At 65.2% G+C, this 14961-nt stretch carries 10 protein-coding genes; 6 read left to right on the top strand and 4 right to left on the bottom strand.

What is annotated here, in order from left to right; all coding sequences use genetic code 11:
- The first annotated feature begins 1 nt into the window (after position 1).
- Together CBW66_RS04130 and CBW66_RS04125 are read left to right on the top strand one after the other, a co-directional pair.
- A complete protein-coding gene (locus tag CBW66_RS04130; RefSeq protein ID WP_086136724.1) occupies positions 2–1219 on the top strand; it encodes a DUF444 family protein in 1218 nt (405 codons plus the stop codon).
- Positions 1216–2724 (top strand): SpoVR family protein, encoded by a 1509-nt coding sequence (locus tag CBW66_RS04125; RefSeq protein WP_086136723.1) that lies wholly within the window; start codon positions 1216–1218, stop codon positions 2722–2724. The genes CBW66_RS04130 and CBW66_RS04125 overlap by 4 nt, the downstream gene beginning before the upstream one ends.
- Positions 2725–2795: 71 nt before the next feature.
- On the opposite strand, the gene CBW66_RS04120 is transcribed toward CBW66_RS04125, so the two are convergent.
- Together CBW66_RS04120 and CBW66_RS04115 are read right to left on the bottom strand one after the other, a co-directional pair.
- Complete coding sequence (locus tag CBW66_RS04120) at positions 2796–4016, bottom strand: SDR family oxidoreductase (protein ID WP_086136722.1); 1221 nt, start codon at positions 4014–4016, stop codon at positions 2796–2798.
- Positions 4016–5308 carry a nucleotide sugar dehydrogenase gene (locus CBW66_RS04115; RefSeq protein ID WP_086136966.1) on the bottom strand — a complete coding sequence of 431 codons (1293 nt, stop codon included), beginning with the start codon at positions 5306–5308 and terminating at the stop codon, positions 4016–4018. Before CBW66_RS04115 ends, CBW66_RS04120 begins: the two co-directional genes overlap by 1 nt.
- Positions 5309–5565: 257 nt before the next feature.
- On the opposite strand from CBW66_RS04115, the gene prsT reads away from it, so the two are divergent.
- From prsT to CBW66_RS04100, 3 genes are read left to right on the top strand one after another with little or no spacing between them, the layout of a single operon-like run.
- Positions 5566–8349 carry an XrtA/PEP-CTERM system TPR-repeat protein PrsT gene (gene prsT / locus CBW66_RS04110; protein ID WP_086136721.1) on the top strand — a complete coding sequence of 928 codons (2784 nt, stop codon included), beginning with the start codon at positions 5566–5568 and terminating at the stop codon, positions 8347–8349.
- A gap of 3 nt (positions 8350–8352) precedes the next feature.
- The gene (locus tag CBW66_RS04105; protein WP_086136720.1) at positions 8353–10815 is read left to right on the top strand and encodes a hypothetical protein; all 2463 of its coding nucleotides are present in this window, start codon (positions 8353–8355) and stop codon (positions 10813–10815) included.
- On the top strand, positions 10812–11588 hold the full coding sequence (locus CBW66_RS04100; RefSeq protein ID WP_086136719.1) for a serine protease: 777 nt from the start codon (positions 10812–10814) through the stop codon (positions 11586–11588). Before CBW66_RS04105 ends, CBW66_RS04100 begins: the two co-directional genes overlap by 4 nt.
- A 4-nt stretch (positions 11589–11592) precedes the next feature.
- Here CBW66_RS04100 and CBW66_RS04095 read toward each other — a convergent pair whose 3' ends face one another.
- Positions 11593–12339 (bottom strand): long-chain N-acyl amino acid synthase, encoded by a 747-nt coding sequence (locus tag CBW66_RS04095; protein WP_086136718.1) that lies wholly within the window; start codon positions 12337–12339, stop codon positions 11593–11595.
- Positions 12340–12539: 200 nt separating this feature from the next.
- A complete protein-coding gene (locus CBW66_RS04090; RefSeq protein ID WP_086136717.1) occupies positions 12540–13163 on the bottom strand; it encodes an XrtA/PEP-CTERM system exopolysaccharide export protein in 624 nt (207 codons plus the stop codon).
- Positions 13164–13416: 253 nt separating this feature from the next.
- Between CBW66_RS04090 and CBW66_RS04085 the strand changes: the two genes are divergently transcribed.
- Positions 13417–14946 (top strand): XrtA system polysaccharide chain length determinant, encoded by a 1530-nt coding sequence (locus tag CBW66_RS04085; protein WP_086136716.1) that lies wholly within the window; start codon positions 13417–13419, stop codon positions 14944–14946.
- Positions 14947–14961: the final 15 nt, after the last annotated feature.

Raw genomic sequence — 14961 nt, 5'->3', positions numbered from 1 at the left:
CATGTCCGCCACGACCTCGCCAGGCAAAGGCAAGCAGGATAGCCCTGCGGGAGCAGCCGCGCCCGACCTGGCCCAGCCCTGGTACGGACTGTTCTCGCGCGGCGCGCGCGACTGGCTGCGCCACAACCAGAAAGTGCGCGACGCCGTGCAGGCCCACTTGCCCGAGCTGATCGCCACGCCTGACCTGATCGGCGGGCCGCAGCAGCGCACGGTGCAAGTACCCATGCGCCTGCTCGAACATGCGCGTTTCCGTCTGGCGCCCGCGCGCAACAGCATGGGCGCGGGCCAGGGCGATGGCCAGCCCGGTGATATCCTGCGCGCGGCCGACCCTGCCGCCACGGGCGGGGCAGGAACGCAAGGAGAAGGCGGCAATGGCGAGGGAGCCGTGCGCCTGCTGCTGGAGTTTCCCATCGACGACATTCTCGACTGGCTGTGGGACGCCTTCGAGCTGCCGCACCTGCAGCCCCGCCATGTGGGGCCGATGGACGAGGTACAGCTCGTGCGTAGCGGACTGGACCGTCATGGCGCCCGGTCGCGCCTGGACCGCCGGCGCACCGTCAAGGAAGCGATCAAGCGGCGCGCGCTGCAAACGCAGCCCGTGCCCTTCACCAATGAGGACTTGCGTTACCGCCAAGTCCTGCCACAACCCCGGCCCAGCACGAACGCCGTCGTGTTTTTCGTGCTGGATGTGTCGGCCAGTATGGCGCAGGCCGAGCGCAAACTGGCCAAATCCTTCTTTTTCTTTGCCTTGCAGGGCTTGCGCCGCAGGTATGCGCGCGTGGAAACGCGCTTCATCGCCCATACGACGCGGGCCTGGGAGTTTTCCGAAGCCGAGTTCTTCCAGGTCAATGGCATGGGTGGCACCATGGCGTCCACCGCCTTTCGCCTGAGCCGCGAACTGTTGCAGGAACACTACGCGCCAGGCCGCTACAACGCCTACCTGTTCTATGCCTCCGATGGCGAAAATTTCAGCGAAGACCGGACGGCGGCCAGCCTGGCCCTCGGCGAACTGGCCGCCTTGCTCAATTACATGGGCTATGTGGAAACCGTGCCCGGCGTGCCGCACAGCCTGGAAACGGAAATGCACAGCCTGTGCGCCGAGCAGGAAAGGCGCGGCTTGCCCTTGCACAGCAGCATCCTGAGCAAAAATGACGATATCTGGGCGGCGATCCGCACCTTTTTCCTGCACGAGGCGGCCGATACGGAGGACGCGGCATGACGCGGCATGTCGCTCAGCGCCTCGCCGACCCGGCAAACATAGCCGGCCTGGGCGCCTACGCGGCCCGCATCGAAGCGCTGGCACAGACACTGGGCCTGGAATTTTCTCCCGTCGAGTTCGAGCTGGTGCCGGACAGTTTCATGGCCGAGATCGCCATCTATGGCTTGCCCGTGCGCATGCGCCACTGGTCGTTCGGCGTGCGCTACATCCACCAGCTCGTGCATCAAAAGATGGGCAACTCGCATATGTTCGAAGTCATGTTTCCCGGCGACCCATGCCATGCCTACATGGCCGAGCACAATTCCGTGGCGGAAAACACCCTCGTCACCGCCCACGTGCTGGGCCACGCCGACTTTGCCAGCCGCAATGCCCTGTTCCTGCGTTTCGGCGCCATGGCGGGCCAGCACATCCTGGAACAAAGCGCGGCGCGGGCGCAGCGTCTCGAACTGGCGCTGCAACGCCATGGGCAAGAGCAGGTGGAAGCCGTGCTCGACGCAGCACTGGCGCTCGAGCAGCACGTGGATGTGCACGCCGAACTGCACCGGCCGCCGTATGCTGTGGCAGCGGCGCCAGCCGGCGTGGCCGGCACGCAAGACAGACCCGGCGCGGAAGATCCTTTTGCACAACGCTACCGGCGCTTGCCCGGCGAAGCGGCGGCGCTGGCGGCGCACGAGGCGGCGCGGGCAAGGCTGGCGCAGCGCCCGCTCCTGCCGCCGAATGCCGAATACGATTTACTCTGGTTTATCGCACAACATGGGCCGGAACTGGCGGACTGGGAACGCGACATTTTCCTGGCCGTGCGCGAAGAGTCGTTTTACTTTTATCCCGTGTACGCCTGCCAGATCATGAACGAAGGCTGGGCCTCGTACTGGCATGCGCGGCTGCTGCGCGAAGCCGATTTCCTGCCGCCGGCCTTGTACCTGTCCGCCATCAAGTCCCATTCGGACGTCGTGCGCCCTTACGCGGGCGAGCACCAGCAGGCGCTGGCCGTCAATCCCTACCATTTGGGCTTTTGCATGTGGGAACACATCATCGAGCGCGAAGGACTGGCGCGGGCGCGCCAGATTTGCCGCGACGACGACGACTGCAGTTTCATACGCAATTATCTGGACGGCGAACTGGCTGACCGCCTGGGCCTGTTCGTTCATGAAAGCCACCGCGATGGCGAAACGCGCCTGGCCAGCCGCGATTTGCCGGCCATCCGCGAAGCCATCCTGGCGCCCAAATACAACTATGGCGCGCCGTGCATCGCCGTCACGCTGCTCAACGACGACGGCAGCCTGGTGCTGCGCCACGATCACCAGCGCGATGGGCGCGGCCTCGACCTGGAGCGGGCGGAACAGGTACTGGCGTATATCGGCCGCATCTGGCGCCGCCCCGTGACCCTGCATACGGCCGATTTCCGCGGCACACCCAGGGTTTTGCGCAGCAAGACCGATGGCGTGCCGGAGCCACCCGCACCGACAGCGCCACCGGCACCGACGGCCGCGCCCGTGCAACGCTAAAAGGCCGCCGATCGAACGAATATCGGAGTGTACCTGGCCAGCTTGTACCTCAGACCTGGCGGGCCAGGTTCTCATGCACGCTCCGCCTGCGCCACATACCAGGCGATGGTCTGCCGCAAGCCTTGCGCCAGATTGTGCGTGGGGACATAGCCGAGCAGGCGGCCCGCCTTGGCGATGTCCGCCTGCGAATGGCGCACGTCGCCGGCGCGAAACTCGCCGTAGTGCGGCGCTTGCGGCACGTGCAGCGGGCGGACGGCCAGCAGCATCTGCTGCATGGTGGCGTGCAATTGGGTCAGGCTGGTGCGGGCGTTGACGGCCACGTTGTAGACCTGGTTGACGGCCGCCGGGTCGGTGCGCGTGGCGGCGAGGATATTGGCTTGCACGGCATTGTGCACGAAGCAGAAGTCGCGGCTGGTGGCGCCGTCGCCATGGATGCGCACGGCCTGATTGTCCAGCATGGCGGCGATCCAGCGGGGAATGACGGCCGCGTAGGCGCCCAGCGGGTCCTGGCGCGGACCGAAGACATTGAAGTAGCGCAAGCCCACCGTCTGCATGGCGTAGCAGCGCGCGTACACCTGCGCGTACAGTTCGTTGACGTATTTGCTCAGGGCGTACGGCGACAGTGGCGCGCCGATGTGCTGTTCCACTTTCGGCAAGGCCGGATGGTCGCCATACGTGGCGCTGGACGCGGCATACACGAAGCGCCGCACGCCCGCCTCGCGCGCGGCGGCCAGCATGTTCAGAAAGCCGCTGACATTGACTGCATGGCACAGCAGCGGATCTTCCAGCGAACGCGAGACGGAACCGAGCGCCGCCTGGTGCAGCACGTAATCGACAGGCCCGCCCGTATCAGCCGGGCCGCGCCAGGCCAAGCTGCCGCCAGCGCCACTGGCACCATCGGCCGCATCCGGCCCGCCGTCCGCCTCGCCATCGCCGCCGCTGGCGGCCTGTACCGGTGCGCCGCACGCGCGCATGCACGGCTGCAGGTCGCGGATATCGCCTTCAATGAATGTGAAGCGGCGCCACGCCTGCTCGCCCACGCTGGCACGCACCTGCTCCAGATTGTGGCGATGGCCTGTCATGAAGTTATCGAGGCCGCGCACTTCCTGTCCCAGGTGCAGCAGGGTTTCCAGCAGGTGCGAACCGATGAAGCCGGCCACGCCCGTCACCAGCCAGCGGCGCGGCGTTTGCACCAGTTGCGCGCAGGCTTGCGCGTACGCGCCTGCAGCCGGGCCGCCAGCAGGGGCGCCTTGCGCCGCGTTTGCGGCCCGATCGAAGGTATCGGCCGCCATCACAGCCGCCACACGTGCAAGCCGCCATGCTCCAGCGGACGGGGGTCGAAATGCGATTTGATGTCGATGAAGCAGCCATTTTCCAGCACCTTGGCCTGGAAGTCGGCCAGCGGGCGGGCCAGCAGTGCCTGGTGCGAGACGGCGCTGATGATGGCCTCGGCCTGCGGCAGCTGTTCCCAGCTTTCCAAGGTCAAACCGTATTCTTCCAGCGCTTCGCGACCATCGGCGACCGGGTCGTGCACATGCACCTGCACGCCGTATGACTGCAGTTCATGGATCATGTCGACCACTTTCGAGTTGCGCAGGTCCGGGCAGTTTTCCTTGAAGGTCAGGCCCAGCACGTTGACGTGCGCCCCTTTCAATTTGAAGCCGGCCCGCACCATTTCCTTGATGGTTTTTTCCGCCACGAACTTGGCCATGCCATCGTTGATGCGGCGCCCGGCCAGGATCACATGCGGGTGGTAGCCCAGCATTTCCGCCTTGTGCGTCAAATAGTATGGGTCGACGCCGATGCAGTGGCCGCCCACCAGCCCGGGGCGGAACGGCAGGAAGTTCCATTTCGTGCCGGCCGCCTGCAGCACTTCCAGCGTGTCGATGCCGATGCGGTCGAAGATGATGGCCAGCTCGTTCATCAGCGCGATGTTCAGGTCGCGCTGCGTGTTTTCGATGACCTTGGCCGCTTCGGCCACCTTGATGCTCGACGCCCGGTGCACGCCCGCCTCGACCACGCCCTCGTACAGGGCGGCCACCTTGTCCAGGGTCGTGGCATCATCGCCCGAGACCACTTTGCGGATGCTGTACAGGGTGTGATCCCTGTCGCCGGGGTTGATGCGCTCGGGCGAAAAGCCCACATGAAAGTCTTCCTTCCAGCGCAGGCCCGAATGCTGTTCGAGGATGGGAATGCAGATATCCTCGGTGGCGCCCGGATATACGGTCGATTCGTAGATGACGATGGCGCCGCGCCGCATGTGGCGGCCGACGGCCGCGCTGGCGCCGGCCAGGGCGGAAAAGTCGGGATTGTGCGCGCTGTCGACGGGCGTGGGCACGGCCACGACGATGAAATCGGCCAGTTCCAGCTCGGCCGGATCGCAGCCGACGCTCAGCCATTGCGCCGCGCGCAGCTGCTCCGTGCTCACCTCGCCGGTGGGATCGACATGGCTGCGGTAGCTTGCCACCTTGCGCGCCGACAAGTCAAAGCCGATCGTGCGCTGGCGCATGCCAAACGCCACGGCCAGCTGCAAGCCCACGTAACCGAGACCCACCACCGCCACCACGCCCGCCTTGCTATTCATATTGCTATTCACATTGCTGTCCATATGCATGTGCTCCGAATGGTTGCGGCCTGCGCATCGCCGTCCGGGAAATTCTACGGTTGCCGGTCTGACCATTCTTGAGCGGGAACAAGAAAGCCGGGACGGCGGCAAGCAGGCGCCCGGAGAATCGGCGGCTTGTTGAGCGCAATCAAGGAGACCGGCTGCCATCTTTTTAAGCTAGGCCATGCCCATCGCCCATCGCCCATCGTTCACGCACGCCGCTACCGGAGATTTCCATGGCCCGTACCCTGCCCCGCCCTTTCCCTGGCCTGCCGGCCGCCGCGCTGTGCTGTGCCCTGCTGCTACCCCTGCTGACGGCTTGCCACGGCACGCAGAGCAGCGAAACCCTGCTGGCCGACGCGCAGCAGTACCGGCAGAAAGGCGAAGCGCGGGCCGCCATCATCCAGTTGAAGAACCTGCTGCAAAAGGAACCGGACAATGCGGCCGCGCGCTTGCTGCTGGGCAGTATCTATATCGACACGGGCGAAGCGCTGTCGGCTGAGAAAGAATTGCGCAAGGCAAAGTCGCTGGGCCTGCCGGCGCAGCAAGTGATGCCATTGCTGGGCAAGACCTGGCTGATGCTGGGCCAGTTCGACAAGGTGCTGACCGAGATCGCCGACGATGCGGCGCAGCCAGCCGGCGTGCTGGCCCTGCGCGGCGACGCCTTGCTGGCCCTGGGCCGCCAGGACGAGGCGCGCGCCCTGTACTCGCGCCTGCTCGAAGCCCATCCCGACCAGGTCGAGGCCTTGCTGGGACTGGCGCGGCTGTCGGCGCTGGACCAGCAGGTACCGGTGGCCGAGCTGCTGCTGGCGCAAGCCCTGAAAAGCGCGCCCGCCAACCTCGACGCCTTGCGCCTGCAGGGCGACCTGCTGCGCCTGCAAGGCAAGAACGGCGCGGCGCGGCTTTCCTACATGCAAATCCTCAAAATCAAGCCGGACAATACCCAGGCGCACATCGACCTGGCCAACCTCGACATCGTCGAAAACCGCTACCTGGAAGCGACGACCGAGCTGGCCACGGCGCGCAAGTCGGCGCCCAACAGCCTGGGCTTGCTGCAGGCGCAGGCCTTGCTCGATTTTCGCCAGGGCAAGAACAAGGCGGCCTTGCAGGGCTTGCAGCTGGTGCTCAAGGCGGCGCCCGATCACATGCCGTCCATCCTGCTGGCCGGCGCCGTGCAACTGGCGCTCGGTTCGCCGCAACTGGCGGAAAGCTATCTGCGCCGCTTCCTGGCCGTGTATCCCAAGCACTTGTACGCCGTCAAGATGATGGCCTCGATCGAACTGATGCGTGGCAAGACCGACGCTGCCATCGACTTGCTGCGCCCGATGCTGGCCGCCTTCCCCGACGACGTGGAATTACTGTCGCTGGCCGGCGAAGCCCACTTGCGCGCGCGCCAGTACGACAAGGCGACGGCGTACTTCGAAAAAGCCAGCACTCTGGCGCCGGACACGGCCAGACTGCATGCGGCCTTGGGCATCAGCCGCCTGGGCATGGGCGAGAACAGCCGCGCCATCAATGAACTGGAACGCGCCAGCATGCTCGACAAGAGCACGCCGCAGGCGGGCACCATGCTGGTGATGACCTTGCTGCGCAACAAGCAGAACGACAAGGCCCTGGCCACGGTCAAGATGATGGAACAGCAGCAGAAAGGCACGAATCCCCTGCTGCTGAACCTGAAAGGCGGCGTCTATCTGGCCCTGCGCGATCTGCCCGCCGCGCGCGCCAGTTTCGAGCAAGCGCTGGGCATGGACCCTGTGTACTTGCCCGCCCTGAACAACCTGGCGCAGATCGACCTGGCCGAGAAAAAGCCGGAGCAGGCGAAACAGCGCTTCGAGAAGGCGCTGGCGAAGGCGCCGAAAAATGCCGACCTGTGCGCGGCGCTGGCCAAGCTGGCCGCGTCGCAGGGCAAGACGGATGAGGCGCGGCGCTGGCTCGAACGGGCTCACCGCGACAATCCCGACGCCGTCGCGCCGGCCCTGCTGTTAAGTAACTTTTACCTGAAGACAGGCGCGCCCGAGAAGGCGCTGGAACTGGCGCGCACCTTGCAGACGGGCCATCCGGGCGACGCCGATGCGCTGGCCCTGCGCGCCCAGGTGGAGTACAGCGCCGGCCAGGCGCCGGCCGCGCTCGACAGCTACAACAAGCTGGCCAGCCTGCAAACGACGTCCGCCCCCTTGCAGATGCGCATCGCCAGCCTGCACCTGGCGCTGGGCGACCAGCATAACGCGCTGCAAGCCGTCAAGCGGGCGCAGGCGCTTGATCCCGCCCTGCTCGAAGCGCGCGTGGTCGAAGTGGCCCTGCTGTTGAACCTGAACCGCCAGCGCGAGGCGCTGGCCGTGGCGCGGCAAGTGCAGGAACAGCAGCCGAAGCTGGCGGCCGGCTACAAGCTCGAGGGCGATGTGCTGATGGAGCAAAAGCTGCCGCAGCAAGCCGTCAAGCTGTACCAGCACGCCTTCGACATCAGCCCCATCGGCCCCTTGCAGGTGCAGCTGTACCGCGCCTTGCAGGCCTCGGGCCAGACGCGCGAAGCCGATGCGCGCATGGCCACCTGGCTCAAGGAGCATCCGGAAGACTTGCCGACGCGCACCTACCTGGCGGGCACGTACCTGGCGGCCAGGCAATACCGCGCCGCCATCGAGCACTTTCAGTATGTCGTCACCAAGGACACGGGCAATGTCGTGGCGCTGAACGACCTGGCCTGGGCGTATCAGCAGGAAAAAGATCCGCGCGCGCAAGCGACAGCCGAGCAGGCGCTCAAGCTGGCGCCCGACAATCCCGCCGTGCTCGACACCCTGGGCTGGATTGTGCTGCAGCAAGGCGACGTCAAGCGCGCCACGGCCCTGCTGCGCCAGGCGGCGGGGCTGGCGCCGACCTCGCCCGAAGTGCAGTACCACCTGGGCGCGGCCCTGGCGAAATCGGGCGACAAGGGCGGTGCGCGCAAGCAACTGGAACAATTGCTTGCCGCTAACAAGGACTTTCCGCAGCGGGCCGAGGCGCAGGCCTTGCTGACCCAGCTGTAGGCCATGGCTGTGCAAGCTGCCGTGGCCGGCCTGGCAGCGCGTCCGCTGGCCCTGCTGGCGGGCGTGGCCTGCGCGCTGGCCTTGCGCCACTATCCGCTGGGCCACGGCTGGCCCGGCCTGCTGTTTGCAGCGCTGCTACCCGCGTATTTCCTGCTGCTGTGCTGGCGCCCCGCCTGCTGGCTGTTCTGCGTGCCCGCCCTGCTGCCCGTTCTTGACCTGGCGCCGTGGACGGGCTGGTTCTTCCTCGAAGAAATCGACGTGCTGCTGTTGCTGACGGTGGCCTGCGGCTACTGGCGCCTGGGCGGCCCCGCGCAGAGCGCCGCGGCCACGCTCCCGCCCGCCGCCCGCGCCTGTTTGCTGCTGTGCAGCCTGGCGTGGCTGGCGGCGCTGCTGCGCGGCGTGCTGCCGCTGGCGCCCCTCGACCTGAACGCCTGGGATAATTATTTGAGTCCCTACAACAGCCTGCGGCTGGGCAAGGCCTGGGCCTGGAGCATGCTGCTGCTGCCGCTGCTGCTGCGCGACGGGAATGCTTCCGCCCTGCGCCGCTACGCGCTGCCGGGCATGCTGGCCGGACTGGCCATGGTGTCGCTGTTCGCGCTGTGGGAACGTGCCGTGTTTCCCGGCCTGACGAACCTGTCGAGCGACTACCGCATCACGGCGCCGTTTTCCGCCATGCACACGGGCGGCGCCGCGCTCGACGGCTACCTGGCGCTGAGCCTGCCGTTTGCCGCACTGTGGCTGGCGCGCGCCCGCAGCCGCTGGCAGGCGGCGCTGGCCTTGCTGCTGCTGGCCCTGGCCCTGCATGCGGCGTTCACCACTTTTTCACGCGGTCTGTACGCGGCCCTGGCGACGGCCATGCTGCTGGCCTTGTGGCAGACCCTGCGGAAGGCGCCCGGCGCGGCGCGGCGTCCGCCTGACCGCCCGCCCGCGCGCGGTGTGCTGCTGCGGCTGCTGCTGGCCGGCCTTGGCACTGTCCTGCTCGCATACATGTTCAGCCTGGCCGGCTACCGGGGCTTGCTCGCCGCCGTCGTCCTGCTCGCGGCCAGCTTCGTGCTGGCGGCGCGGCCCTTGCCGTGGCGTCTGGCGCCGGCCAGCCTGCTGTGCGCGCTGTGCCTGCAGGGCTTGCTGGCCGCCTGGTGGCCGGAGCCGGCCGGCCAGCACACGGCCGGCTGGCTGAAAGGTCCGTATTTTCTGTTCCTGCTGGCGGCCGTATTGCTGGCAGCCGTGCTGTGGACCGGCGCTGGCGCCGCTAAAGGACCTGTCAGACTGGGCCTGGCGATGATGGCGTGGACCATGCTGGCGTGCAATCTGGCGTGGATAGGCTGGCACTGGGCGGGTCCGCCCGCCCTGCTGCCGGCCGGCCTCGTCGTGCTGCTGGCCATGCTGATGCTGTGCAACGGCCGCTTGCGCCCGCCGCTGTGGCGGCTGGACAGGGCCAGCCTGAGCATCGCGGGCGCGGCCGGCATCCTGCTGCTGCTGGCCATCCCCGTGTCGGCCAGCTATTACGCTACCGAACGTTTCGCCACCACGGCCTTCGACATGCAAGGCCGCTTGCGTCATTGGCGGCAAGCGCTGACCATGCAGCCGTCCGACTGGGCCAGCCGCCTGTTCGGCACGGGTACCGGCAGCTTTCCCGCCACCTATTACTGGCACAATCCCCAGCGCGAGGTGCCGGCCAGCATCGCGTATGCCGAGGAAGGGGGAAACCGCTATGTGCGCCTGGCCAGTCCAGGCTACAGCGCCGGTTATGGCGAGCTGCTGCGGCTGCTGCAACGCCTGCCCCTGCAGCCCGCCACGCGCTACACGCTGGCGCTCGACGTGCGCCGAACGGGCCCCATGCCCGTGCTGCTGGTGCGCCTGTGCCAGCGGCAATTGCTGTATGCACAAGGCTGCGTGAATGTCCCGCTGCGCCTGCGCCCTCATCCGCCCGGCAGCCCCCCGGCGGCCTGGCAGCATTACGAAGTGCCGTTCGACAGCGCCTGGCTGGGTGCCGGCGCCTGGCTGCTGCGCCCGCCCGTGCAGCTGGAACTGGCGGCCAGCGGGGCGGCTGACTCGTCCGTGCTCGAAGTCGACAATCTGAGCTTGCGCGCCCCGGGCGGCGAGGACTTGATCGCCAACGGACGCTTTACGCAAGCCAATAATTACTGGTTTTTCAGCAGCGACCACCATCATTTGCCGTGGCATATCAAGAGCATGGCCTTGCATTTGCTGATCGAAACAGGCTGGTGCGGCGCCCTGTCCATGCTGGCCCTGCTGGTACTGGCTGGCACGCGCCTGCTGCGCCAGGCGGCGCGCGGCGATTCCGGCGCGCTGGCTTGCGCCGCCGCCCTGCTGGGCTTTCTCGTCGTCGGCCTGTTCGACAGCCTGCTCGACGTGCCGCGCATCGCCCTGCTGTGCTATCTGATGCTGCTGTGCGCGCTGCTGCAGCCCGTGCCACCTCCTCACGTTGAAAGTGCGCCGCCATGAAAGCCCTGCCGTTGACATGCTTTTCCGCCCTCCTGTTTTGCCTTCCCCTGACCAGCGCGCCATGCCGCGCCGATGCTCCGCTGGCGCAAACCATCGCGCGCATCAAACCATCGATCGTCGGCGTGGGAAGTCTGCAAAAAACGCGCACGCCGCCGATGAATTTCATCGGCACGGGCTTCGTCGCCGGCGACGGCCTGAGCGTGCTCACTTGCGCCCATGTGATCCAGAAACTGCTCGACGCCAATCCGAACGAAGTCATCGGCATACTCACGGGCCAGGGCGAGGCAGCGCAATTTCGCCCCGCCAAGGTCCAGGCGCTGGACACGGAGCACGACCTGGCCTTGCTGCGCCTGGCAGGCACACCGCTGCCTGCCCTGGCGCTGGGCGACGCGGCCACGGTGCGCGAAGGCCAGGCCATGGCCTTTACAGGGTTTCCGCTAGGCACCTTGCTGGGCTTGCACCATGTGACCCACCGCGCCACCGTGTCATCGCTGACGCCCGTGGTCATGCCCAGCGAAAACGCGCAGCGCCTCGACGTCCGGCGCCTGGCGCAGCTGCAAAAAGCGCCTTACACCGTGTTCCAGCTGGACGCGACGGCGTATCCGGGCAGCAGCGGCAGCCCCTTGTTCGATCCCGAGACCGGTCTCGTCTACGGCATCGTCAACATGGTGTACGTCAAAGGCCTCAAGGAGGCGGCCATCAGCGCGCCGAGCGGCATCACTTACGCGATTCCAGGTGGCTACATGCAGGCGATCTTACTGAAAAATAAATAAATAATCAGTTGCGCCCCTGCCTCAGCCGGCCGGTAATACCGGGCTCATCCCATGTCGGAAAAAAAAAGGGGTAAAACGACCGTTCACCCCCATGCTGTTCCATCAGGCCACCGTATTTGCGGATCTGGGCCCCCATGTAATCGAGGTCCAGCCGTAGCAGCACGGCCGGCGCCCCCACGCGCGTGCACTCGCGTTCGCCGCCGAAGTCCTGGAAACCCAGCATGCGCTTGTAAAACACCACGTGGCGCGGGTTGACTTCAATCACGTAATCCGTAAAGCCGTGAATATTGTGGGCATAGATATAAGAAATATGAATCAGCGCCGCAAACACGCGCTTGCTCACGCCCTTGTCGATGGCAAGGCGCGACGGTTCGCACAGGCGCCGGCGCTGCTCGCGCAGGACGTCGAGCTTGTCGCGGAAGTTTTCATCGGCGGGCAAGCCCGTCTCGTCATTATCAAGGCACAAGGTCATGGTGCCGACAGTGGTGCCCGCCGTTTCCGCAAACAGTGTGATTTTATTGAGCGCATGGGCCGTGCCGGGATCGACGGCATAGCCGCGCCAGCCGTACATCTTGCGGATCAGCAAGCTGGCCGCTTCGCGCCGGCCACGCGAATTGGCCATGCGGATATGAAAGCGCTGCAGGTCGAGCTCATGCTCCATGGCCGGGTCGATCTGCCCCTCGCCCACCACCAGGTCACTGAAAGTACCAGGCGTGTCGAAAGAAATAATGGGTTCATCTTCAAAGCTCATCTTGTCCTCACGTTCATCGGCAGCCGTCGAAACGGACTGAAGCCAATGCCTTGTGACAAGACAAAAACGGGAGAAGTTCCCACCTTGAGCTAAAAAAACAGAAGAAATCTGTCTTTAGATAGCAAAAGAACACGCTGAAATTTGCCGAAAAGTACAAAATGACAAATATAAGTGCTGTTTTGACATTGCCGAGCTCGCTGTTAAAAAAAACTTTCCGGTATCAATAAAACGTCGCCCGGCCGCATCATGACATTGGCCGAAATATCGCCATCCTTCAGCAAATCGTCGAGCCGCACCGCCAGCTGCTGCTGGTTGCCTTCGCGCATGCGGATGATGCTGGCTTTGTTGCCGGCCGCGAAGTCGGTGATGCCCCCCACGGCGATGAGCACGTCCATCAGCGACATGCCCTGCCGGTACGGCAGCGCCTGCGGCTTGGCCGCCTCGCCGATCACCCGGATCTGCTCGCCATATGGCCCCGAAAAATTGGTGACGATGACCGTCACCACGGGCTGCTGGATGAACTTGCTCAAGGCTTGCTCGATGTCGCGCGCCAGCTGGGTCGACGTCTTGCCGCTGGCGGCCAGATCCTCGACCAGCGGCGTGGTGATCTTGCCGTCCGGCCGCACCGCCACCGTCAGCGACACTTCCGGATTGCGCCAGACGATGATGTTGACGGAGTCGCCCGGACCGATCAGGTAATCGTGCATGGGAGCGCTGTCGTCGGAAGGCGCCAGCGGATAGCGGGTGCGGCAGGCGCCCAGCAGGCTGGCGGCGCCGGCCAGGACCAGCGTGTTGCAGAGAAATACACGGCGAGATGGATTCATGCGGAGCCTCTTCGAGTCGATGCGCGTCCATGGGCAGCCCCGCAGAACCAGGCTGGGCCGCGACTTCCTATGATTATTAAAACCCGGCAAGTGAACCTTGAGGCGTATCAAGAAGCAATCATCTTGGGAAATCTTGCTCCGCAGCCGCCCTATACTTTGCTTACTCAACAAGCAAGTATTTTTTGCAAGACGTCGTCGTGATCCGCGCCGCCAGCCCATCTACCGTGCAGCACCGCCATCTGAAGGAAGCGACATGGAAGAATTGATACAGCAACTGCTTTCCGGCTTGAAAGGCATCTGGAAGTATCGCTGGCATGCGGTGCTGGTGGCGTGGCTGGTGGCCATCGGCGGCTTCATCAAGGTAATCACCCTGCCCGATGACTACCAGACGTCGGCGCGCGTGTTTGTCGATACGCAAACCATCCTCAAGCCGCTGATGGCCGGCATGACCAGCGTGCCGAACACGGAACAGCAGGTGGCCATCATGAGCCGCACCCTGCTCAGCCGCCCGAACGTGGAGCGGGTCATGCGCATGGTCGACCTCGATCTGGACTCGAAGACCGTGCGCGAGCACGAGGCCCAGCTGGACGAGTTGATGAGCCGCATCAAGATCACGGGCACGAATGCCTATGACATCTACACCATCAGCTACAGCGGACGCGATCCCAAGCTCGTGCGCGACGTCGTGCAAAGCCTGCTGACCATCTTTGTCGAAGGCAGTTTCCAGGGCAAGAAGGGCGATTCGCAGAAGGCGGTGCAATTCATCGACGAGCAGATCAAGAATTACGAGGACAAGCTGAGTGCGGCGGAAAACCTGGTGAAGGAATTCAAGATCCGCAACAACCTGCTGCTGCCGCGCCAAGGCATCGACTACGGCAGCCAGTTGCTGATGTCGTCCGATAGCCTGAACAATGCCAAGCTGGAACTGGTCGAGGCGGAACAGGCGCGCAAGGCCATCCAGAGCCAGATCGAGGGCGACGAGCCCGTGCTCGACATGGAGCCGAACGCGGCGTCCATCACGAATCCCGAACTCGACGAGCGCATCGCTTCGCTCAACAAGAACCTCGACAACCTGCGCATGCAATTTACGGAATTGCACCCCGACATCATCGCTTCGAAGCGGCTCATTGCCCAGCTGGAAGAACGCAAGATCGAGGAAAGCAAGCTGAAAACGGCGTCCGGCGACCCGGGCAAGAACTACAGCCCCATGCTGCAGCAATTGAAGGTGGCGCTGACGGACGCGGACGCCAAGGTGGCCGCCATCCGCGCCCGCGTGCAGGAATACACGGCGCGCAACGAACGGCTGCTGGCGCAAAGCAATGCCGTGCCCGAGGTCGAATCGCAGCTGGCGCAGCTCAACCGCGACTACATCATCAACAAGGAAAACTATGAAAAGCTGATCGGCCGGCGCGAAGCGGCCAAGCTGTCGGGCGAACTCAGTTCCACCACCGACATGATGGCCTTCAAGATCATCGACCCGCCCACGGTGCAATATGCGCCCGTCGGCCCGAACCGTCCGCTGCTGTTCAGTGCGGCGCTGGGCGCGGCGCTGGTGGCCGGCGTCGCCACGGCCCTGCTGATCAGCCAGGTGCGCCCCACCTTCCTCAGCCCCTCGGAACTGCGCGACGCGACGGGCTTGAACGTGCTGGGCACGGTATCGATGAACTGGACGCCGCTGCAGCAGGTACGTCGCCGCCGCGCCCGCTATGGCTTCGGCGCCTGCCTGGGCAGCTTGTTCCTGCTGTACGGCGGGGTCATGACGGCCGCGCTGCTGAAATTCTAGAGCCACCAAGGGAGC

It is taken from the genome of Janthinobacterium sp. GW456P (assembly GCF_002127655.1).
Taxonomy (GTDB): Bacteria; Pseudomonadota; Gammaproteobacteria; order Burkholderiales; family Burkholderiaceae_D; genus Janthinobacterium.
Note: the sequence above shows the minus strand (reverse complement) of the source record. Positions and strands in the feature narration are given on the sequence as shown.